The organism is Streptomyces sp. NPDC055103, from assembly GCF_053607625.1.
The window spans coordinates 165,759-186,841 of record NZ_JBSGTX010000006.1 but is presented as its reverse complement, the minus strand read 5'-3'; the positions used below and the strand labels follow the sequence as shown (position 1 = coordinate 186,841).

The window sequence follows — 21,083 nt, the reverse complement described above, 5'->3', positions numbered from 1 at the left end:
GTCAGCGCCGGCTCTAGCGTCGACGACATGGACAACACGAAGCGGAAGATCGCCTTTCTCGGTCTTGGAACCATGGGCCTGCCGATGGCCCGCCGCCTCCTCGACGCCGGTCACCCGCTGACCGTCTGGAACCGCACCGCCGCGAAGGCCGACGCCCTCGTCGTCGACGGCGCCGTCCGCGCCGCGAGCCCCGCCGAGGCCGTCCGTGACGCCGACGTCGTCGTCACCATGCTGGCGGACCCGGCCGCCGCCCTCGCCGTCGCCGACGAGCTGATCCCGGCGCTGCGCCCCGGGACCCACTGCATCGACACCTCGACCGTCGGCCCGGACGCCGTCCGCGCGCTCGCCGCCCGCCTCCCCGAGGGGGTCACCCTGATCGACGCCCCGGTCATGGGCAGCGTGGACCGGGCGGCCGCCGGGGAGCTGATCATCCTCGCGGGCGGCGACACCGCTCCGGTCGCCGCCGAGCGGCCGGTCGCCGGGCCTGGCGGCCGGGCCCCGCGGGTTCAAGTCCCGTCCGCCCCGCATCCGAACGTCCGCCTCAGGCCTGCGCCTCGTCCCCGCGCAGCAGCCGCAGGAAGTCGCGGAAGGCGCCCGGCATGTCCACCGCCGCCGGGTCGAGGAGCCACTGGTACTGGAGCCCGTCCAGGACGGCCGTCAGGAGCGGCGCCGCCTGCTCGGGGGTGAGCCCGCTCGGCAGCCGGTCGCCGAACTCCAGGCGCAGCACGTCCGCCATGCTCGCCCGCACCTGCCCGTACCGCTCGGTGAAGAACTCCCGCGCCGGGTGCTCGTCCGTGACGCTCTCGCCGAGCAGGGCGGAGAAGGTCTGCACGATGCCCGGCCGCATGGCGTTGTACTCGACGAGGGATTCCAGCAGGTCGAGCCGCCAGTTCTCGCGGTCCCGGCCGCCGCTGGTGTCCCAGCGGTCGCGCTCCTCCAGGACGGCGATGAGCAGCGCCTCCTTCGTCGGGAAGTAGTGCAGCAGCCCCTGCTGGGTCAGCCCGACGCGCTCGGCGACGGAGCCGAGGGTGGCGCCCCGGTAGCCGCGCTCGGCGATCACTTCGAGGGCGGCGCGCAGGATCTCCACGCGCCGTTCCCCGCTCCTGGCCCGCACCATCGCCGCGGCCCCTCTCTCCTGACACGTCCTGCCGAGACCGTACCCCCTCGTTAAAATTAACAGATAGATAACGTCACCTACCGATCTACAGGTAGGTGGGTGCACGATGGGGCCATCGGGGTACGTCAACGAGGAGGTACGGCCATGGCGGAGACGACCACGGGCACCAGCGCGGGCACCAGCGCGAGCATCGGCACGGACACCGGTACGGACACCGGCGCCGAGGCCCTCAGGGAAGCCGCCGTCGAGACGGCGCTCGCCAAGCTCGGCCTGGACGCCAAGACCCGGCTGCTCGCCGGCCAGGACATGTGGTCCCTGCCCGCGCTGCCGGAGATCGGGCTGAGCTCCCTGGTCATGTCCGACGGCCCCATCGGCGTCCGCGGCGTCCACTGGACCGCCGACGACCCGTCCGTCGCCCTGCCGTCCCCGACCGCGCTCGCCGCCGCCTGGGACCCCGCGCTGGCCCGCCGCGCCGGCCGGCTCCTCGCCCAGGAGGCCCGCCGCAAGGGCGTCCACGTCCTCCTCGCGCCCACCGTCAACCTGCACCGCACGCCGCTCGGCGGCCGCCACTTCGAGGCGTACAGCGAGGACCCGTACCTCACCGGCGAGATCGGCACCGGCTACGTCCAGGGGGTCCAGGACGGCGGCGTCGGCACCACCGTCAAGCACTTCGTCGGCAACGACGCCGAGACCGACCGCTTCACCGTCGACAACAAGATCGCCGCGCGTCCGCTCCGCGAGCTCTACCTCGCCCCCTTCGAGGCCATCGTCAAGAACGCCCACCCCTGGGGCATCATGACCGCCTACAACCAGGTCAACGGCGTGACGATGACCGAGCACCGCTACCTCGTCAACGAGGTCCTGCGCGGCGAGTGGGGCTTCGACGGCTACAACGTCTCCGACTGGATGGCCGCCCGCTCCACCACCGGCGACATCGAGGGCGGCCTCGACGTCGCCATGCCCGGCCCCTTCACCGTCTACGGCGACGCCCTCGCCGCCGCCGTCCGCGCCGGTGAGGTCGAGGAGTCCACCGTCGACACGGCCGTCCGCAACGTCCTGCGGCTCGCCGCCCGCGTCGGCGCCCTCGAAGGCGCGCCCGCGGCCGTCACCGCGTACCCGGCCGCCATCGACGGCGACGCCCTCGCCCGCGAGATCGCCCGCCGCGGCTTCGTCCTCGTCCGCAACGAGAACGACGCCCTGCCCCTCAAGCGCGGCACCGTCGCCCTCTCCGGCGCCGCCGCCCGCGACGCCCGCGTCCTCGGCGGCGGCTCCGCCCAGGTCTTCCCCGAGCACATCGTCTCCCCGCTCGCCGGCCTCACCGCCGCCCTGCCCGACGGCGCGCTCACCTTCACCGTCGGCGCCGACCCGAGCGAGGAACTCGCTCCCGCGGACCAGGGCTTCACCCTCCGCGCCCGCTGCCGCGACGCCGAGGGCCGGGTCCTCGGCGAGGGCACCCTGCCCAACGGCCAGGTCCAGTGGCTCGGCGACCTGCCCGAGGGCGTCGACTACGAGGAGCTCGCCTCCGTCGAGGTCCTCGGCACCTTCACCCCGCGCGAGTCCGGCGAGCACGCCTTCGGCACCCGCGGCCTCGGCGCCTTCACCCTCGCCGTCGACGGCGTCACCGTCTTCGAGGGCGTCCAGGCGATGGGCCCCGAGAGCGACCCCTTCGAGGCCTTCTTCGGCTCCCCGGTCGAGCGCGCCAAGGTCGCCCTCACCGCGGGCGAGACCGTCGAGGTCTCCCTCCGCCAGACCCTGAACAAGGAGTTCTCCGGCCCGCTGCCGGCCGTCATGTTCTCCTTCGTCCACCTCGGTCCGCGCCGTGACCCCGACGAACTGATCGCCGAAGCCGTCGAGGCCGCCCGCACCGCCGACACCGCCGTCGTGGTCGTCGCCACCACCGAGCGCGTCGAGTCCGAGGGCTTCGACCGCAAGGACCTCGCCCTCCCCGGCCGCCAGGACGACCTCGTCCGCGCCGTCGCCGCCGTCAACCCGAACACCGTCGTCGTCGTCAACGCCGGCTCCCCGGTCGAGATGCCGTGGCGCGAGGACGTCGCCGCGATCCTGCTCAGCTGGTTTCCCGGCCAGGAGGGCGGCGACGCCCTCGCCGACGTCCTCACCGGCGCCGAGGAGCCCGGCGGCCGTCTCCCCACCACCTGGCCCGCCGCCCTCGCCGACGTCCCCGTCACCGAGGTCACCCCCACCGAGGGCGTACTCGACTACACCGAGGGCGTCTTCATCGGCTACCGCGCCTGGGACAAGGCCGGCACCATCCCCGCGTACCCCTTCGGCCACGGCCTCGGCTACACCACCTGGTCGTACGACACCCTGACCGCCGGCCCCGGGAAGGTCACCGTCCGGCTCACCAACACCGGTGCCCGCACCGGCCGCGAGGTCGTCCAGATCTACCTGGCGCCCGCCGCGACCGCGGGCACCGCGGACCGCCCGGCGCGCTGGCTGGCCGCCTTCGCGAGCGTCGAGGCCGCGCCCGGCGAGACCGTCGAGACCGAGATCGCGCTGCCCCGCCGCGCCTTCGAGATCTGGGACGAGGAGAAGAGCGACTGGGCCCTCGTCCCCGGCGCCTACGAGGTCCTGGCGGCCCACTCCCTCATGGACGCCCGCCTGACCGCCACCCTGGAGATCTGACCCCCGATCCTCACTGCGAGGCCCCAAGACCGGGCCCCGGGACGGCACCTGACAACCGTCCCGGGGCCCCTCACTCCTTCGTGATCCTCCGGTACGCCAGCTCCGCGAGCCGCGCCTGCCCGTCCCGGCTCGGATGGAACCAGTCCCACGGGCTCAACTGCCCGCCGTCGAAACGGAAACCGAAGACCGCGCCGTCGTCGTACCGGCAGCGCTCGTCCTCGGCGCAGACCTCCTCCAGGACCTCGTTGTACGCCACCACCCGCTCCCGCACCGTCGTCCGCCGCCGCTCCGCCGCCGGACCCAGGTCCTCCGCGTCCGCCAGCATCGAGCCGCAGATCCCCAGCTCCCACACCTTCGGACCCGCCGGGCTGAGCCGCCCCGTCGACCACAGGTGCTTCAGGTCCGGCACGCTCGACACGTACACCTGCGCCTTCGGCGCGCCCGCCCGCAGCCGGGCCAGCGCCGTCTCGAAGGAGAAGCGGAAGTCGTCGACCGGCGTCATCAGTTCCGGCGTGGCCCGGCAGGCGTCGTTGGCGCCCATCATCACGGTCACCAGCTCCGGCTTCTCCGCCGCCGCCCCGGCCATCTGCTCCGGCAGTTCCGCCATCCGCGCACCCGTCCGCGCCAGGTTCCAGCTGCGGGTGGCCAGCCTCTCCGGGCCGAGGAGCCGCAGCGCCAGGCTGTTGACGGCCGCGTCCGTCCCGGTCGCCCAGGACACCTCGGGGCAGTCGGCGAGGAGCGCGCAGGCGTCGAAGGCGCGCGTGACGGAATCGCCGACGGCAGCGACGGAGTCGGGGGAGACGTCCCACAGGGAGTCAGGAGACGGCGTCGGCGTCGGAGTCGGCGTGGGTGTCGGCGCGGGCGTCGGTCTCGCTGCCGCTTTGCCGCTCGGGGCGGGAGCCGAGGCGTCCGGACCGCTCCCGGCCGTGCAGCCCGAGAGCACCCCCGCGCACAGCAGCACCGCCGCGCCGGAGGCGACAGCGGTCCGGACAGTCGTACGGAATCTGCGTCGGCCGCGCATCCCCGGCCCCTCCTTCGGCGTCCTGGCGGGTGAAAGGTTCGTGTTCACCCGCCCCCGGACCGACCGTACGTCACACCGATGACGGTGCGGCACGGTAGCTTTTCCCCCGTCGAACCAGAGGCACCTTCGCCGACGGGCTCCGGTAAATTACCTCACGTCACATGCTGTCCCCTTTTCGAGGGTTTGCGACGCTTTACTCCGGATGCTGTTAACTGAGGCCGCTGGGAAGGCGAACCTCGTCCCACACTGGAGGTCCCGGTGACGACACGTGGAGTCCTGTACGTACACTCCGCACCGCGCGCGCTGTGCCCGCACGTCGAATGGGCGGTCGCGGGTGTCCTCGGCGCGAGGGTCCAGCTCGACTGGATCCGCCAGCCGGCGTCCCCCGGCACCTGGAGAGCCGAGTTCTCCTGGCAGGGGCAGACCGGCACCGCCTCCAGACTCGCCTCCGCGCTGCGCGGCTGGCAGATGCTCCGCTTCGAGGTGACCGCGGAGCCCTGCCCCACGGCCGAGGGCGAGCGCTACAGCGCCACCCCCGAACTGGGCATCTTCCACGCCGTCACCGGCATGCACGGCGACATCCTCATCCCCGAGGACCGGCTGCGGGCCGCCCTGGCGCGCTCCCTCCAGGGCGAGACACAGCTGGAGGCCGAGGTCGCCAAACTCCTCGGCAAGCCCTGGGACGACGAGCTGGAGCCCTTCCGGTACGCGGGCGAGGGCGCCCCGGTCCGCTGGCTCCACCAAGTCGTCTGACGGGCTTCATCCGCGCGCTGTAGATTCCGCCCGGGCGTGCAGGGGGCACGCCGGGCGGGAGAGAAGTGAGATCTGAACGCGGAGGGCCCTCCACGGGCGCCGTCGCATGGTCCGGCGCGGCGTTCGGCGCGGCGGCGGTGTTCCTCGGGGCGGGGGTCGTCGGCGACGACAGGCCGACGGGCTGGGCGGCGGCGGTCTGCGCGCTGGCCCTCGCGGCGGTGGGGGCGACGATCCGCGCGGCCGGCAGCCGTACGGACGCGGGCCCGGGCACCGGGCCGGAGGACGCGAGACCGGGCGACGGCCCGAGCGTCGGCAAGACCACCGGCACCAACAGCACCACCAGTACCACCACGACACTGCCGGTTGCCGCCTCCCGGCGCCGGCCCTCTCTCGTGGCAGCCGCCGCCGTCTGGGCCCTCGCGGTGCTCGCCGCCGGCATCTGGGCGATCACGTCCGGGGACGGCGAGGACGGCGACGAGGCGCCGAAGGACGGCGCTCCCGTGGCCTCGGCCTCGCCGACGACATCCGCTTCCGCCTCTTCCTCCGCCGCCGCCTCGGAACTCGACGAGACGCCGGCCGTCGCCTGGTCGGTCCCGGCCGTCGGCCCGCGGGGCGACACCGGAGTCGGCTACTGGAGTCTCGGCTCCGCCGTCGCCCAGGGGCGGGTCGACGGACTCTTCGCGTACGACGGCGCCGACGGCTCCGTCCGGTGGAGCGTGCCGGCGCCCAGCCGGGAGGCCCTGTGCGCGATGAGCCCGGACATCGGAGAGGGCATCGGGCTCGTCGCCCACGGCCGGCACGAGAAGCCCTGCGCGACCGTGCTCGCCGTCCGCACCTCCGACGGCAAGGTCATGTGGAAGCGGAGCCTCGGCGGAAAGGGCCTCGTCGAGGGCGCGCTCGCCGTCGGCGGCACGACCGCCGTCACCGCCGAGGACGGAGCCGTACGGGCCCGCTCCGCCGAGTCCGGCGAGCAGCGCTGGGAGCGAGCGCACCCCCAGGGGTGCACGGCCCTGGCGCTCGACGCCGACGCGGCCCGCACCCTCCTCGTCGAGCAGTGCGGCAAGGGCGCGCGGCTCCTCGCGCTGGACACCCGTACCGGCGCCCAGCGGTGGAGCCGGGACCTGCCCGTCGAGTCGGCGGCCACCGCGTCGGTGGTCTCCGTCTCCCCGGTGGTCGTCGCGGTCGACGAGGACGACGTCCGTGGCACGCAGGCCTTCCTGGGCTTCGACGACAAGGGAGCCCCGACCGTGACGGTGCCGCTCGGCGGGTCCGAGGGCATCCTCTCCGCCCCGGGGGACGTGGGCGACGGCCGCACCGTCAGGCCGCTCGTCCGCGACGGCCTCCTCGTCACCTTCGCCGAGAGCGCGGCGACCACGCCGAACCGGGTCGTCGCGTACTCCCTGGAGAACGGCCGGCCGGTGTGGGTGCACAGGGACGAGGGCCAGCTGACGGCCTTCGCCGCCGCGCCCGAAGGCCGCGTCGCCTACCTGAAGTACGACGCGACGGTCACCGTCCTCGACGGCGCCACGGGCAAGGTCCACGCGGTCCTGGAGCCCGACCCGGCCCAGCGGGTGGGGATCTCCATCGAACCGGAGCTCGTCGCCGTCCCCGGCGGCCATGTCGTCCTCAACCAGATCCTGGTCGCGGGCGAACCGGCCGCGCTCGGACTGCGCTGAGCCGGTACACGACGGAGGCCCACCCCCGTGCGGGGGGTGGGCCTCCGTCGTGTCGTGCGGGATCAGACCGTGCGGAACGCCAGGACCACGTTGTGGCCGCCGAAGCCGAACGAGTTGTTGATCGCGGCGATCGTGCCCTGGGGGAGCGGGCGGGGCTCGCCGCGGACGATGTCCGCGTCGACCTCGGGGTCCAGCTCGTCGATGTTGATCGTCGGCGGGGCCAGGCGGTTGTGGAGCGCCAGGACCGTGGCGACGGTCTCGATGCCGCCCGCGCCGCCCAGGAGATGACCGGTCATCGACTTGGTCGCGGAGATCGCGACGTGGTCGAGGTCCTCGCCCAGGACCTTCCGCAGCGCCTTGATCTCGGCGACGTCGCCCTGCGGCGTCGACGTGGCGTGCGCGTTGAGGTGGACGACCTCGGAGGGCTTGAGGTCCGTCGCGTCGAGCAGGTTCTGCATCGCGGCGGCGATGCCCCGGCCGGTCGGCTCGGGCTGCGCGATGTGGTGGCTGTCGGCCGACAGGCCCTGGCCGAGGACCTCGCAGTAGACGCGCGCGCCGCGCGCCTTCGCGTGCTCCTCGGACTCCAGGATGACGACGCCCGCGCCCTCGCCGAGGACGAAGCCGTCACGGCCCGTGTCGTACGGACGCGAGGCCTTCGTCGGCTCGTCGTTGTTCTTGGACATCGCCATCATGTTGGCGAAGGCGGCGATCGGCAGCGGGTGGATCGCGGCCTCGGTACCGCCGGCGACGACCACGTCGGCCCGGCCGGTACGGATCATCTCGACGGCGTAGCCGATCGCCTCGGCACCCGACGCGCACGCGGAGACCGGGGTGTGGACGCCCGCCCGGGCGTTCACCTCCAGACCCACGTTGGCGGAGGGGCTGTTGGGCATGAGCATGGGCACGGTGTGCGGGGAGACGCGGCGAACGCCCTTCTCCTTCAGCACGTCGTACTGGTCGAGCAGCGTGGTGACACCGCCGATGCCGGAGGCGATGACGGAACCGAGCCGCTCGGGCGCGATCTTCTCGTCCTCGCCGGCGGGGGCGGTGTAGCCCGCGTCGGCCCAGGCCTCGCGGGCCGCGATCAGCGCGAACTGCGCCGAGCGGTCCAGCTTGCGGGCGAGCGGGCGGGGCAGGACGTCACCGGGTTCGACGGCGATCGTCGCGGCGATCTTGACGGGCAGCTCCGCGAAGCGCTCGCCCTCGAGGGGCCTGACGCCGGAGCGCCCCGCGAGAAGACCTTCCCAGGTCGACGCGGAGTCGCCACCCAGCGGTGTGGTTGCGCCGATACCGGTGACGACCACGGTGCGATTGGTCGAGCTCACAGGAATTCGTTCTCCATGTGTGTGATGGTCGGAATACGGCGCCACCGCCGGGTGGCGGACCGAGTCAGCAGGGGCCGAATCAGGCCTGGTGCTTCAGGATGTAGTCGGCAGCGTCGCCGACCGTCTTGAGGTTCTTGACGTCCTCGTCCGGGATCTTGACCTCGAAGCGCTCCTCGGCGGCGACGACGACCTCGACCATGGACAGGGAGTCGACGTCCAGGTCGTCGGTGAAGGACTTGTCCAGCTGGACGTCCTCGACCGGGATGCCGGCGATCTCGTTGACGATCTCGGCGAGGCCCTTGAGGATCTCTTCCTGGGTGGCGGCCATAGTGGTGCTCCTTCTTGCTGTTACTTCGGTAAAGGGGCTTCCGGAGGATCCGGTGTGCCTAGGGGAGGGTAACGACCGTCGCGGCGTAGACGAGACCCGCCCCGAAGCCGATGACGAGCGCGGTGTCGCCGCTCTTCGCCTTCCCGGTCGCCAGGAGCCGCTCCATCGCGAGCGGGATCGAGGCGGCCGAGGTGTTGCCGGTGGTCTCCACGTCACGGGCGACCGTCACGTGCTCCGGCAGCTTCAGAGTCTTCACCATCGAGTCGATGATCCGCATGTTCGCCTGGTGCGGGATGAAGACGTCCAGGTCGTCCGCCGTGATGCCGGCGGCGTCCAGGGCCTGCTGGGCGACCTTCGCCATCTCGAAGACGGCCCAGCGGAAGACCGCCTGACCCTCCTGCGTGATGGCGGGGAACTTGATCTCGCCGGCCTCGTTGAGGGGCAGCTTCGACGTGTCACCGGCGTGGAACTCGTTCCACGGCACGGTCTGCTTGATCGTCTCGGACTTGTCGCCCTCGGAGCCCCAGACGGTCGGGCCGATGTGCGGCTCGTCCGAGGGGCCCACGATCACGGCACCGGCGCCGTCGCCGAACAGGAAGGCCGTCGCGCGGTCCTCCAGATCCGTCAGGTCGCTGAGCCGCTCGACACCGATGACCAGGACGTACTCCGCCGAACCCTCGACGATCATGCCCTTGGCGAGCGTCAGGCCGTAGCCGAAGCCCGCGCAGCCGGCGGAGATGTCGAACGCGGCGGGGTTCCCGGCGCCGACCTTGTCGGCGATCTCGGTGGCCACGGCCGGGGTCTGCTTGAAGTGCGACACCGTGGAGACGATGACGGCACCGATCTGCTCCGGGGTGATCCCGGCGTCGGCGATGGCCTTGCCGGAGGCCTCCACCGACATGGCGGTGACGGTCTCCTCGGGGGACGCCCAGTGGCGGGTGGAGATGCCGGAGCGCGAGCGGATCCACTCGTCGGACGAGTCGATCGTCTCGAGGATCACCTCGTTCGGCACGACCCGGGTCGGGCGGTAGCCACCGACACCCAGGATCCGCGCGTACGGGGCGCCCTTGCTGGGCTTGATCTTCGACATGCTTCTCGACACTCCTTCTCAGACGGCCGCGTGCTCGGCGATGAGCGTACGGGCCGCGTCGAGGTCGTCGGGGGTCTTGAGGGCGACGGTGGCCACGCCCGGCAGCGCGCGCTTGGCGATCCCGGTGAGGGTGCCGCCGGGGCAGACCTCGATCAGGGCGGTCGCGCCGAGGCCCTGGAAGGTCTCCATGCACAGGTCCCAGCGGACCGGGTTGGCGACCTGGCCGACCAGACGCGCGAGGACCTCGGCGCCGGTGCCGACGGTCTGCCCGTCCTTGTTGGAGACATACGTCACGGTCGGGTCGGCCGGGGACAGCTCGGCGGCCGCCTCCTCCAGCTTCGCGACGGCGGGCGCCATGTGGTGCGTGTGGAACGCGCCGGCGACCTTGAGCGCGACGACCCGGCGGACGCCTTCCGGCTTGTCCGCCTCCAGGGCGGCCAGCTGCTCCAGCGTGCCGGCGGCCACGATCTGGCCCGCGCCGTTCACGTTGGCCGCGGTCAGGCCGAGCTTCTCCAGGTGCGGGACGGTCACCTCGGGGTCGCCGCCGAGCAGCGCCGACATACCGGTCGCGGTGATCGCGGCGGCCTCGGCCATCGCGAGACCACGGGTACGGACGAGACGCAGCGCGGCGGTGTCGTCGAGGACACCCGCGAAGGCGGCGGCGGTGAACTCGCCGACGCTGTGACCGGCGACGGCGCCAGGGGCCACCTCGCCGAGGGCGGCGGCCGAGAGCAGGCCGGCGGCGACGAGCAGGGGCTGGGCCACCGCGGTGTCACGGATCTCGTCCGCGTCGGCCTTCGTGCCGTAGTGAGCGAGGTCGAGCCCGATGGCCTCGGACCACGCCGCGATGCGGTCGGCGGCACCGGGGAGTTCGAGCCAGGGAGTCAGGAAGCCGGGCGTCTGGGCGCCTTGGCCGGGAGCGACGAGTACGAGCACCCTCACACTCTCTCTTGGGGACGGCTCCCGGCGCCCGTGAGGACAAGGACGAAGAACCGTCGGGGGAATTGTTGGTCTTCGACAAAAGTCTAGGACTGGGTATCCCCGTCGGCCAAGCGTCCCAGAATGAGCGCGATCCGCAGCGTGAACGCGGAGCGGACATCAGAGGGTGACCAGCCGGTGACGTCGGTCACACGTCGAAGCCGGTAGCGCACGGTGTTGGGGTGCACGAACAGCATCCGTGCCGCGCCTTCGAGACTGCTCGCCTGCTCCAGATAGACGCTCAGCGTCTCCAGGAGCGCCGAGCCGGCCTCCTCCAGCGGTCTGTAGATCTCCTCCACCAGCTGCTCGCGCGCCGAAGGGTCGGAGGCGATGGCGCGCTCCGGGAGGAGATCGTCCGCCAGGACCGGGCGGGGCGCGTCCTGCCAGGCGAGACCCGCCTTGAGGCCGGCCGCGGCGGCCTGCGCGGAGCGGGTCGCCGCCAGCAGGTCGGGTACGACGGGACCGGCCACGACCGGACCCGGCGCGTACGGTCCGATCAGCGACTTCGCCACGGCGAGGGGGTTGTCGTTGCCGCCGGCGATGACGACGAGCCGGTTGCCGAGGACGCCGGTGAGGACCTGGAGCTTGGCGTGCCGGGCGGCCCGCCGGATCGCCTCCACGGTCAGCTCGCTGTCCCCGTCGGGCGCGGTGCCGAGGATCACGCAGACATGGTCGGGGGAGTTCCAGCCGAGGGCGGCGGCCCGGGAGACGGCGCCCTCGTCGGCCTCGCCGGAGAGCACCGCGTTCACCACGAGCGACTCCAGGCGCGCGTCCCACGCGCCCCGGGCCTCGGCGGCCTGCGCGTACACCTGGGCGGTGGCGAAGGCGATCTCCCGGGCGTAGACGAGCAGCGCCTCGCGGAGCACGGACTCGTCGCCGGGGGCGGCGACCTCCTCGATCGCCGACTCCATGACCTCGATCGTGGTGCGGACCATCTCCACGGTCTGGCGCAGGGTGATCGCCCGGGTCAGCTCGCGGGGCGCCGTGCCGAAGACGTCCGTCGAGATCGCCTGCGGCGTCTCGGGGTGCCGGAACCACTCGGTGAACGCGGCGATACCGGCCTGGGCGACCAGACCGATCCACGAACGGTTCTCCGGCGGCATCGCCCGGTACCACGGCAGCGTCTCGTCCATGCGGGCGATGGCGCCGGCGGCGAGCCTCCCGGAGGACTGTTCGAGGCGCTTCAGGGTCGCGGCGTGGGGATGAGCGGCGTTCGTGGGTTCTGGCACGGGGACAAGACTGCCTTATCGGGGCGCCGACATGCGGGGGCGGGGCGGATTCGTCCCCGGGCCCGGTCGTCGGGCCGGGCCGAGGTCCGCACTACCGTACGTACCGTGACACGCATCCAGCGGGCGGAGCAGCGGTATCCCGGGGGCGACCCGGCGGCCGGGATCGAGACCCGGCACGCCCTCTCCTTCGGGCCGTACTACGACCCCGACAACCTCCGCTTCGGCGCGCTCCTTGCCTGCAACGAGGAGCGGCTCGCGCCCGGCGCGGGCTTCGACGAGCACCCGCACAGCCACACCGAGATCGTCACCTGGGTCGTCGAGGGCGAGCTCACCCACCACGACACGGCCGGGCACACCACCGTCGTCCGCCCTGGCGACCTCCAGCGGCTCGGCTCAGCCGGGGGCGTCCGGCACGTCGAGCGCAACGACGCCGGCGTCCCCCTGGTCTTCGTGCAGATGTGGCTCGCACCGCTGACACCGGGCGGGGAGCCCTCGTACGAGGTGGTGCGCGCGCTCGACGGGGCGTACGACCTGCCGGAGGCGGACGCGCGGCTGCACGTCCACCGCCTGGAGCCGGGCACCCGCGCCGCCGTACCGGACGCCGACTTCGCGTACGTCCACGTCGTACGCGGCACGGTCCGTCTCGACGGCGACGGCGACGACGGTGACGGCGGCGGCGAAGGTGACAGCGGCAGCGGCAGCGGCGGCGACAGTGACAGCGCCGCCGACCGCGAGCTCCGCCCCGGCGACGCCGCCCGGATCACCGACGCCGAGGGGCACACGCTCCTCGCGACGACCGGCGCGGAGGTCCTGATCTGGGAGATGAGGGACTGGCGCAAGGGCCTGGCCGCGGGCTGATCCTTCAGGCGAGGGCGCTCTTCGCCTTCCACTGCGCCCAGCTCAGGTTCCACGCCCCGTAGCCGTTGCCCTCCGCGACCGTGCCCTTGGTGTCGCGGCCGGTGATCTCGAAGGGGTCGCCGACGTTGACCTGGGCGTAGAACGACGCGGCGTTCTCGTCGCTCATGCCGATGCAGCCCGAGCTCTTGTTGGCCCTGCCGAAGTACGGCGCGTTCCACGGGGCCGCGTGCGCGTACATGCCCGACCAGGTCAGCCGCATCGAGTAGTCGACCATCTTGTCGTAGGCGTCGCCGAGGCCCACCGTCTCCGAGTTCATGTTGATGGTGCCCTCCTTCGCCATCAGGACCGCCGTGCCCCGCCAGGACCGCTTGTCGCCGCCCGGGGTGCCGCCGGACACGGGGATCGTGCGCACCGCGCGCCCGTCCCGCTCCACGGTCAGCTTCTGCCGGTCCAGGTCGACCTTGACGACCTGCGCGGCGCCGACGGTGAAGCCGGTGCGGTAGTCCCGTACGAACCAGCCGCCGCCCGAGTCGGTGCCGTCGAGGTCCGCTTCGAGGGTGACCTTCGTGCCGGGCTTCCAGTACTCCCGGGGCCGCCAGTCCGCCCTGTCCCGGCCCGAGTAGTCCTTCACCCAGCCCCAGGAGCCCTCGGTGGCGTTCGAGGTGGTGACCTTCAACTGCCGCTCCACGTCCGCCTTCCGCGTCACCGGCAGGTCGAAGACGATCGACAGGGGGTGCCCGACGCCCACCGTCGTGTTCTTGCCGGGCGCCAGCGTCAGCTTGTTGACCTCCTTCGGCTCCGCCGTCTCGAAGGAGGACCGGGTCGTCGCCTCCTTGCCGTCGGCGGTACGGGAGACCACCTCCACCGTGTACGAGGTACCCGGCACCGCCTTGCGGTCCGAGATCCAGCTCGTCCCGCCCGACCCCGTACGGCCGGTGAGGACGCCGCCCTCCGCGTCGGCGACCTTCACCGTCGCGAGCGTGCCGCCCGACGCGGTCACCGAGACCGGGCGGCCGGCCGCCGGATCCACGACGGTCACCTTCGCCGGGGCCGCCGCCGACGCGGGGCCCCGCGTCGTCGACGGGCCGGGGCCGCTCGCCGCCTGGGCGGAGCAGGCGGTGAGCGAGACGCCCAGCGCGACGGCCGCGAGAAGAGAACGGGATGTGCGTATCGGCAGCACGGAAGACCTCCGCGGAGAGGGAAGGAAAGGGGGATGTTCCGGACTGTAAGCCGCCCGGCCGCCCCGCGGGCCGCCGGAAGCCCGTGTGACGAGGGCTGCGGCGCAACCGTCATCGTCCGGTCACAATGACCGCGCGACTCCGTCGAATTCGGCTGTGAGCCTGCTGTGCGCCCCACGACCGAGGGGCGGAACCAGGAGGCTCCCGTTGTGTCAGCGCTGCTCGTGACGGCCGCACCCACCGACCGCCGTGCCCCCGCGGGCCCGGTCAGGCTCGGCCCCGTGACCCCCGAGACGTACCGCGCGTTCCTCGCCTCCCGGGCAACCGGAGCGGACGGACCCAGCTTCCTCCAACTCCCCTCCTGGGCTCAGGTGAAGGACGGCTGGGGGCACCAACTCCTCGGCTGGGGCCCGGAGTCCGGCGACCTCACGGGCGTCGCCCTCGTCCTGCTCCGCCAGTTCCCCGGCACCCGCAAGTACTTCGCCTACCTCCCCGAGGGACCCGTCGCCGACTGGTCCGACCCCGACATGGACGGCTGGCTCACCCCGCTCCTCACGCACCTCCGCGCCTCCGGCGTCTTCGCTGTACGCATGGGCCCCGGCCCCGCGTACCGCCGCTGGAGCGCCGCCACCGCCAAGGCCGCCACCGGCCCCGGCCGCCGCCTCGCCGACGTCCTCGCCGACGAGGTCGACCCGCTCGGCACCGTCGTCGCCGAACGCCTCCGCGCCCGCGGCTGGCGCAAGTGCGGCGGCGACTCCGAGAACGGCGCCGACGCCCAGCCCCGGCACGTCTTCCAGGTCCCGCTCGCCGGCCGCTCCACCGACGACCTCTGGTCGGGCCTCAACCAGGAGTGGCGGCGCAACGTCCGCAAGGCCGGCAAGTCCGGCGTGGAGATCACCATCGGCTCCGCCGCCGACCTGCCCGAGTTCTACCGGCTGCTCCGCATCACCGAGGAGCGCGACGGCTTCCGTCTCGGCCGCTCCCTCGCCTACTACGAGCGCCAGTACGCCGTCCTCAACGCCGAACAGCCCGGCCGCATGCGGCTCTACCTCGCCCGCCACGAGGGCGAGATACTCGCGGCCCACACCATGGTCACCGTCGGCGCCCGCGTCTGGTACCAGACCGGCGCCTCCGCCGACCACCGCCGCGAGGTCCGCCCCTCCAACGCCCTCCAGTGGCGCATGATGCTCGACGCCCACGCCCTCGGCGCCGCCGTCTACGACCTCCGCGGGGTACCCTCCACCCTCGATCCGGGCGACCGCGCCCACGGGCTCCTGCGCTGGAAGCTCGGCACGGGCGGACAGGTCGTCGAGACGCTGGGGGAGTGGGAGATTCCGATGCAGGGCACGACCAACCAGGCGCTGTTCCGCGCCTTCCAGGCGTATCTGGCCCGCCGGTGACGAGCCCGGCCGCCACGCTCACCGCCGAGCGCCCGAAGACGAAGGCCCCCTCCGCGCTCCGCAGCGGCGCGCTCATGGCGGCGGGCTCGCTCGTCTCCCGCGCCACCGGCTTCGTCCGGGCCTCCGTCGTCGCCGCCGCGCTCGGCGCGGCCGCCGTCGCCGACGGCTACGCGGTGGGCAACTCCGTCCCCACCATCATCTACATGCTGCTCCTCGGCGGCGCCCTCAACGCCGTCTTCGTCCCCGAACTGGTCAGGGCCGCCAAAGAACACGAGGACGGCGGAGTCGCCTACACCGACCGGCTCCTCACCCTCTGCGCGCTCGCCCTCACCGTCCTCACGGCGGCCGCCGTGTTCGCCGCGCCGCTGATCGTCGACACGTACACCGACTACACCGGCGCGCAGCGCGGGATGACGGTCGCCTTCGCGCGGGCCTGCCTGCCGCAGATCCTCTTCCTCGGGCTCTTCACCCTCCTCGGGCAGGTCCTCAACGCCCGTGGCCGGTTCGGCGCCATGATGTGGACCCCCGTCCTCAACAACGTGGTCGTCGTCGCCGTCTTCGGCCTCTTCCTCGTCGTCGGCGACGGCGGCGAGCTCACCTCCGGCGAGACCGCGCTCCTCGGCTGGGGCACCACCGCCGGCATCGCCCTCCAGGCCCTCGCCCTCGTGCCCTCGCTCCGCGCCGCCGGCTTCCGCTGGCGCCCCCGCCTCGACTTCCGCGGCAGCGGCCTCGCCGCGCCGCTGCGCGCCGCCGGCTGGCTGGTGCTGCTCGTCCTCACGAACCAGGGCGCGTACTGGGTGACCACCTGGCTCGCCACCTCCGCGGGTACCGGCACGTCCGGCGGCGGCGGCCTCGCCGCGTACAACAACGCCTACCTCCTGTGGAGCGTCCCGCACGGCATCATCACCGTCTCCCTCGTCACCGCGCTGCTGCCCCGGATGAGCGGCGCCGCCGCCGACGGCGACCTCGCGGGCGTCCGCCGGGACGTCGCGTACGCGCAGCGGACCAGCGCGGCGGCGGTCGTCCCGGCGGCCTGCGCGCTCCTCGCGCTCGCCGTCCCGCTGATGACGGTGGTCTTCCGGTACGGGGCGACCGACGGCGACGACATCCGGGCGATGTCCTGGATCCTGATGGCCTTCGCGCCCGGCCTCGTCGCCCTCTCCGGCCAGTACGTGTGCACCCGCGCCTTCTACGCCCTGCGCGACACCCGTACGCCGTTCCTCCTCAACCTGGTGATCGCGGGCCTCAACGCCGGACTCTCCCTGGCCGCGTACCACTACCTCCCGACGCACTGGGCCGTCGCGGGCATGGCCGCCGGCTACTCGCTCGCCCTGTGGGCCGGCTGGGGCCTCACGGCGTACGTCCTCGGGCGACGGCTGCGGGGCGGCACCGACGCGGCAGGAGCCGGGGCCACGTCCGGGGAGGCCGCCCCCGGCGCGGCGGGAGCCGGGGAGAGCGGCGGCGCGGGCTCCGCGCTCGCCCGGCTCCTCGTCGCCGCCGTCCCCGCCGCCGGGTACGGCCTGTTCGTCGCCGACCTGACGGGCGCGGCCGGGGCCGTCGCCGCCGGGCTCGCCGGCGGCCTCACCGTCCTCACCGTCTTCGCCCTCCTCGCCCGCCCCCTCCACCTCGTCGAGGTACGGTCCCTCCTCACCACCGCCACCACCCGCCTCCGCGCTCTCGCGCACCGGGGCTGACCTCCCGCCCCCACCTCGGGGGCCCCGAACGATCCTGGGATACTCCACAGATGCCCCGCGTGCTCCTCATAGAAGACGACCCCTCCGTCCGCGAGGGCGTCGAGCTCGGGCTGCGCCGCCGCGGGCACGAGGTGCGGACCGCGGCCACCGGGGAGGCCGGCCTGGAGGCCCTCGCGGAGTTCCGGCCGGACCTGCTCCTCCTCGACCTGATGCTCCCCGGCATGAACGGCGTCCAGGTCTGCCACCGGGTCCGGGAGAGCAGCCAGCTGCCGATCATCATGCTCACCGCCCGCGGCGACGACTTCGACGTCGTCATCGGCCTGGAGGCCGGCGCCGACGACTACATCGTCAAGCCAGCCCGTACCGAGGTCATCGAGGCGCGGATACGGGCCGTGCTGCGGCGCATCGAGGAGCCAGGCACGGGCCGCCCGGCCGTCGAGTTCCACGGACAGCTCGCCGTCGACCGGGCCGGACTCACCGTCGCCAAGGCGGGGGAGCGGCTCGCCCTCGCCCCCTCCGAGCTGAAGCTGCTGCTCCACCTCACGGCCGCCCCCGAGCAGGTCTTCAGCAGACAGCAGCTCCTCGAACACGTCTGGGAGCACAGCTACCACGGCGACGCCCGGCTGGTCGACGCCTGCGTCCGCAGACTGCGCAACAAGATCGAGGACACCCCCGGCGAACCCCGCTACATCCAGACGCTGCGCGGCTTCGGCTACCGCTTCGGACCCCTGTGAAGACCTGTGTGGCCGCCGGGGCGGACCCGGAGACGGGCCTGGGAACGGGGGCGGAGACGCGGGCCGGGCACGAGCGGGCCGGGCACGGGCGTACCGACGGCTCCGCCGCCGCACCGGAGTCCTGGCGCGGGAGGAGAGCCCGCCGCTCCCGCCCGCGTCCCTTCGGCCTGCGCACCCGGCTCGTCCTGTCGTTCCTGCTGGTCGCGGCCGTCGGCTGCGGCACCACCGCCGCCCTCACCTACCGGGCCGCCCGCAACGCCGTCCTGGAGCAGACCCAGGACACCGCCGTCTCCGCCTTCCGCGAGCAGGTCGAGGCCCTCAGCGTCACCCTGCCGCCCGAGGCGGACACCCTGCGGAGCCACGTCCTCCTGATCGCCCGGCAGGGGAAGCCCCGCCCCTGGCGCGTCTACGCCGAGTACGGCAGCACGCTCCGGGTCTCCTCCACCGACCGTCCCACCTCCTCCGTCATCACCCCCGAACTGCGGGCCCGGGCCAACGAGGCCGGCGCAGCCCCGCACGCCGGCTTCCAGCGCGTCGTCAAGAACGGCGTCCCGTACCTGACGATGGCCGTCCCCGCCCTCTTCCACGTCTTCTCGGCGCAGGACGCGGCCCGGCCCACCGGCCTCGTCTACTACGCGGTCATGGAACTCGACGAGGAGGAGGCCAACATCGAGGCGATGGTCACGGCCGCCCGCGACGGAGCCCTCCCCGCCCTCGCCGTCGCCCTGATCCCCGCCCTCCTCGCCGCACGGGGCGTCCTCCGCCCCGTACGCGAACTGCGGCTCGCCGCCCACAACATGGGCCGCGGCCGGCTCGACACCCGGATCCACGCCAAGGGCAGCGACGAACTCTCCGACCTCGCCCGGACGTTCAACGAGTCCGCCGCCGAGCTCGAACGGTCCGTCGCCGAACTCCGCCGCGCCGAGGCCCGTGCCCGCCGCTTCGCCTCCGACGTCTCGCACGAACTGCGCACCCCGCTCGCCGGCATGCTCGCCGTCACCGAGGTCCTCGACGAGGACGCCGACGCCGGGACCCTCGACAGCGACACCGCCCGCGCCGTCCGTCTGATCAGCGCCGAGACCGGCCGGCTCGCCGTCCTCGTGGAGGACCTGATGGAGATCTCCCGCTTCGACGCGCGCGCCGCCGAGCTCCACACGGACGAGGTCGACGCCGCCGACTGCGTCCGCAAGACGCTCCAGAACCGGCACTGGACCGACCCCGCGTCCGTCGTCCCGCACCTCGTCCCCGGCATCAGGGCCCGACTCGACCCGCGCCGCTTCGACGTCGTCGTCGCCAACCTCGTCGGCAACGCGCTGCGGCACGGCGGCGCGCCGGTGACCGTCCGGGTGTACGAGGAGGGGGACCGGTTCGTGACGGAGGTCGCCGACCGGGGGCCGGGCATCCACCCCGACGTCCTGCCGCACGTCTTCGACCGCTTCTACAAGGCGGACCCGGCCCGGACGCGCTCGGCGGGCAGCGGACTCGGCCTCGCGATCACCCTGGAGAACGTCCACCTCCACGGCGGCACCGTGGAGGCCGCCAACCATCCCGATGGTGGTGCCGTCTTCACCGTGAGGATGCCGCTGTGACCCGCCGCCGGGTGGCCGCCGCGGCCGTCGCGGCCCTGGCCGGGCTCCTGCCACTGGCCGCCTGCGGCATCCAGGGGACCGATGTCGTCGAGGCGGGCGGCGCCGCGACCGTCCTCGTCGCGCCGAACCCCGAGGCCCGGATGGTGCTGTACTTCGTCGGACCGGACGGCCGCTCCATGCCGGTGGTCCGTGACGTCGGGTTCGGCGACCCGGAGGCCCCCTTCCCGACCGGCGAGCCGGAAGGCGACCACGAGGACGGCGACAGAGCCATGAGCCGCCTGCGCGACGCCGACGACAAGGTGCTCGCCGCGCTCCTCGCCGGACCGAACAGCACCGAGGCCGCCGCGGGCCTCACGACCGCCCTGCCGCTCGGCGCCGGTATTCCGCGCATCAAGCAGGAGAAGGCCGGCGGCGCGCAGAGCCGCCTGCAGCTGCGGCTGCAGGTCCCTTTCGACGTCACGGGCCTGTCGGCGGAGGCCGTCCGCCAGCTGGTGTGCACGGTCGCCTACGCGAGGGACCGGGTCGGCCTCGTGGAGGTGGCCGTCACCGGCCCGGACGGCACCCTGCCCGCCGCCACCTGCGCCGACACGCCCTAGCCCTCCCCGTCAGGAAGCGCGCAGCTCCGCGAGGACCGCGTCCGTGAACGGCGGCCAGGCCTCGACCGCCCACGGCCCGAAGGGCCGGTCGGTGAGGGCCACGCACGCGGCCCGCGCGTCCGGGTCGATCCACAGGAAGGTCCCCGACTGCCCGAAGTGCCCGAAGGTGCGCGGCGAGGACGTGGCGCCCGTCCAGTGCGGGTCCTTGCCGTCGCGGATCTCGAAGCCGAGTCCCCAGTCGTTCGGCCGCTGGTGCCCGTAACCGGGCAGGATCCCGGTCAGACCGGGGTAGGTGACGGTCATCGCGTCGAGGACGGTCCGGGCGTCGAGCAGCCGCGGCGCCTGCACCTCGGCGGCGAACCGCACCAGGTCGTCGACGGTCGACACGCCGTCCTTGGCGGGCGAGCCCTCAAGGCTCGTCGACACCATGCCGAGCGGCTCCAGGACCGCCTGGTGGAGGTACTCGGCGAAGGGGATGCCGGTGGCCTTGGCGACGTGGTCGCCGAGCGCCTCGAAGCCGGTGTTGGAGTAGATCCGGCGGGCGCCGGGCGCCGCCATGACCCGGTTCTCGTCGAAGGCGAGCCCCGAGGTGTGGGCGAGCAGATGGCGGACGGTCGAGCCCTCGGGCCCGGCCGGCTCGTCGAGGTCGATCGCCCCCTCCTCGTACGCGACGAGGACGGCGTACGCCGCGAGCGGCTTCGTGACCGAGGCGAGCGGGAAACGCCGCCCGGTGGGGCCGTGGGACCCGGCCAGGGTGCCGTCCGCCCGGACGACGGCGGCTGCCGCGGTGGGGACGGGCCAGTTCTCGATCGACGCCAGGCTCGGCACGCTGCTGCTCTGCATGAGGCCGAGCCTACTTGCTTGGAGTGCACTC

General features: G+C 73.4%; 18 protein-coding genes and 1 pseudogene. 10 read left to right on the top strand and 9 right to left on the bottom strand.

All coding sequences use genetic code 11. The annotated features are described in order from the left end of the window. Nucleotides 1-27 precede the first annotated feature (27 nt). A pseudogene (locus ACWFR1_RS06700) lies at nucleotides 28-462 on the top strand (NAD(P)-dependent oxidoreductase); the annotation flags it as partial. Nucleotides 463-541: 79 nt separating this feature from the next. On the opposite strand, the gene ACWFR1_RS06695 reads toward ACWFR1_RS06700, so the two are convergent. Beyond that, a complete protein-coding gene (locus ACWFR1_RS06695; protein ID WP_453547241.1) occupies nucleotides 542-1,117 on the bottom strand; it encodes a TetR/AcrR family transcriptional regulator in 576 nt (191 codons plus the stop codon). Nucleotides 1,118-1,261: 144 nt separating this feature from the next. Between ACWFR1_RS06695 and ACWFR1_RS06690 the strand changes: the two genes are divergently transcribed. After that, nucleotides 1,262-3,760, top strand: coding sequence for a glycoside hydrolase family 3 protein (locus ACWFR1_RS06690; protein WP_453547239.1), 2,499 nt, complete (start codon nucleotides 1,262-1,264; stop codon nucleotides 3,758-3,760). A gap of 70 nt (nucleotides 3,761-3,830) precedes the next feature. On the opposite strand, the gene ACWFR1_RS06685 is transcribed toward ACWFR1_RS06690, so the two are convergent. Next, a complete protein-coding gene (locus ACWFR1_RS06685; protein ID WP_453547237.1) occupies nucleotides 3,831-4,781 on the bottom strand; it encodes an SGNH/GDSL hydrolase family protein in 951 nt (316 codons plus the stop codon). Nucleotides 4,782-5,039: 258 nt separating this feature from the next. Here ACWFR1_RS06685 and ACWFR1_RS06680 point away from each other — a divergent pair, with 258 nt between their 5' ends. Next, the gene (locus ACWFR1_RS06680) at nucleotides 5,040-5,534 is read left to right on the top strand and encodes a DUF3145 domain-containing protein (RefSeq protein WP_453547234.1); all 495 of its coding nucleotides are present in this window, start codon (nucleotides 5,040-5,042) and stop codon (nucleotides 5,532-5,534) included. 65 nt (nucleotides 5,535-5,599) lie between these two features. Next, nucleotides 5,600-7,210, top strand: coding sequence for an outer membrane protein assembly factor BamB family protein (locus ACWFR1_RS06675; protein ID WP_453547232.1), 1,611 nt, complete (start codon nucleotides 5,600-5,602; stop codon nucleotides 7,208-7,210). 62 nt (nucleotides 7,211-7,272) lie between these two features. Here ACWFR1_RS06675 and fabF read toward each other — a convergent pair whose 3' ends face one another. The 5 genes from fabF to fasR all read right to left on the bottom strand — a co-directional run bounded on the left by fabF (nucleotide 7,273) and on the right by fasR (nucleotide 12,160). Then, nucleotides 7,273-8,535: a beta-ketoacyl-ACP synthase II gene (gene fabF, locus ACWFR1_RS06670; RefSeq protein ID WP_453547229.1), complete on the bottom strand. Its 1,263-nt coding sequence runs from the start codon at nucleotides 8,533-8,535 to the stop codon at nucleotides 7,273-7,275. A gap of 79 nt (nucleotides 8,536-8,614) precedes the next feature. Then, nucleotides 8,615-8,863, bottom strand: a complete 249-nt coding sequence (locus ACWFR1_RS06665; protein WP_453547227.1) for an acyl carrier protein — start codon at nucleotides 8,861-8,863, stop codon at nucleotides 8,615-8,617. 58 nt (nucleotides 8,864-8,921) lie between these two features. Continuing rightward, on the bottom strand, nucleotides 8,922-9,953 hold the full coding sequence (locus ACWFR1_RS06660; RefSeq protein ID WP_453547225.1) for a beta-ketoacyl-ACP synthase 3: 1,032 nt from the start codon (nucleotides 9,951-9,953) through the stop codon (nucleotides 8,922-8,924). Nucleotides 9,954-9,971: 18 nt separating this feature from the next. Then, the gene (locus ACWFR1_RS06655; protein ID WP_453547223.1) at nucleotides 9,972-10,889 is read right to left on the bottom strand and encodes an ACP S-malonyltransferase; all 918 of its coding nucleotides are present in this window, start codon (nucleotides 10,887-10,889) and stop codon (nucleotides 9,972-9,974) included. An 89-nt stretch (nucleotides 10,890-10,978) separates the two neighbouring features. Then, nucleotides 10,979-12,160, bottom strand: a complete 1,182-nt coding sequence (fasR, locus tag ACWFR1_RS06650; RefSeq protein WP_453547220.1) for a fatty acid biosynthesis transcriptional regulator FasR — start codon at nucleotides 12,158-12,160, stop codon at nucleotides 10,979-10,981. Between the two features lie 105 nt (nucleotides 12,161-12,265). Between fasR and ACWFR1_RS06645 the strand changes: the two genes are divergently transcribed. Next, nucleotides 12,266-13,018: a pirin family protein gene (locus ACWFR1_RS06645; protein ID WP_453547217.1), complete on the top strand. Its 753-nt coding sequence runs from the start codon at nucleotides 12,266-12,268 to the stop codon at nucleotides 13,016-13,018. A 4-nt stretch (nucleotides 13,019-13,022) separates the two neighbouring features. Here ACWFR1_RS06645 and ACWFR1_RS06640 read toward each other — a convergent pair whose 3' ends face one another. Beyond that, on the bottom strand, nucleotides 13,023-14,198 hold the full coding sequence (locus tag ACWFR1_RS06640; protein ID WP_453547215.1) for an Ig-like domain-containing protein: 1,176 nt from the start codon (nucleotides 14,196-14,198) through the stop codon (nucleotides 13,023-13,025). Between the two features lie 207 nt (nucleotides 14,199-14,405). Here ACWFR1_RS06640 and ACWFR1_RS06635 point away from each other — a divergent pair, with 207 nt between their 5' ends. The 5 genes from ACWFR1_RS06635 (at nucleotide 14,406) to ACWFR1_RS06615 (ending at nucleotide 20,209) form a co-directional block, all read left to right on the top strand. Beyond that, nucleotides 14,406-15,596, top strand: coding sequence for a lipid II:glycine glycyltransferase FemX (locus tag ACWFR1_RS06635; RefSeq protein WP_453547213.1), 1,191 nt, complete (start codon nucleotides 14,406-14,408; stop codon nucleotides 15,594-15,596). 74 nt (nucleotides 15,597-15,670) lie between these two features. Then, on the top strand, nucleotides 15,671-17,290 hold the full coding sequence (murJ, locus tag ACWFR1_RS06630; protein ID WP_453547270.1) for a murein biosynthesis integral membrane protein MurJ: 1,620 nt from the start codon (nucleotides 15,671-15,673) through the stop codon (nucleotides 17,288-17,290). Nucleotides 17,291-17,340: 50 nt separating this feature from the next. Beyond that, the gene (locus tag ACWFR1_RS06625; protein ID WP_453547211.1) at nucleotides 17,341-18,024 is read left to right on the top strand and encodes a response regulator; all 684 of its coding nucleotides are present in this window, start codon (nucleotides 17,341-17,343) and stop codon (nucleotides 18,022-18,024) included. Between the two features lie 8 nt (nucleotides 18,025-18,032). After that, nucleotides 18,033-19,613, top strand: coding sequence for an ATP-binding protein (locus ACWFR1_RS06620; RefSeq protein ID WP_453547209.1), 1,581 nt, complete (start codon nucleotides 18,033-18,035; stop codon nucleotides 19,611-19,613). Then, complete coding sequence (locus ACWFR1_RS06615) at nucleotides 19,610-20,209, top strand: hypothetical protein (protein WP_453547207.1); 600 nt, start codon at nucleotides 19,610-19,612, stop codon at nucleotides 20,207-20,209. Before ACWFR1_RS06620 ends, ACWFR1_RS06615 begins: the two co-directional genes overlap by 4 nt. Nucleotides 20,210-20,218: 9 nt before the next feature. On the opposite strand, the gene ACWFR1_RS06610 is transcribed toward ACWFR1_RS06615, so the two are convergent. Further along, nucleotides 20,219-21,052 (bottom strand): serine hydrolase domain-containing protein, encoded by an 834-nt coding sequence (locus tag ACWFR1_RS06610; protein ID WP_453547204.1) that lies wholly within the window; start codon nucleotides 21,050-21,052, stop codon nucleotides 20,219-20,221. Between the last annotated feature and the right edge of the window lie 31 nt (nucleotides 21,053-21,083).

What these genes read in the sequence shown, in the direction of transcription:
- ACWFR1_RS06660 (WP_453547225.1), bottom strand. Translation starts at nt 9,953, where the DNA reads ATGTCGAAGATCAAGCCCAGCAAGGGCGCCCCGTACGCGCGGATCCTG.
- ACWFR1_RS06685 (WP_453547237.1), bottom strand. Translation starts at nt 4,781, where the DNA reads ATGCGCGGCCGACGCAGATTCCGTACGACTGTCCGGACCGCTGTCGCC.
- murJ (WP_453547270.1), top strand. Translation starts at nt 15,671, where the DNA reads ATGGCGGCGGGCTCGCTCGTCTCCCGCGCCACCGGCTTCGTCCGGGCC.
- ACWFR1_RS06625 (WP_453547211.1), top strand. Translation starts at nt 17,341, where the DNA reads ATGCCCCGCGTGCTCCTCATAGAAGACGACCCCTCCGTCCGCGAGGGC.
- ACWFR1_RS06665 (WP_453547227.1), bottom strand. Translation starts at nt 8,863, where the DNA reads ATGGCCGCCACCCAGGAAGAGATCCTCAAGGGCCTCGCCGAGATCGTC.
- ACWFR1_RS06695 (WP_453547241.1), bottom strand. Translation starts at nt 1,117, where the DNA reads ATGGTGCGGGCCAGGAGCGGGGAACGGCGCGTGGAGATCCTGCGCGCC.
- ACWFR1_RS06610 (WP_453547204.1), bottom strand. Translation starts at nt 21,052, where the DNA reads ATGCAGAGCAGCAGCGTGCCGAGCCTGGCGTCGATCGAGAACTGGCCC.
- ACWFR1_RS06690 (WP_453547239.1), top strand. Translation starts at nt 1,262, where the DNA reads ATGGCGGAGACGACCACGGGCACCAGCGCGGGCACCAGCGCGAGCATC.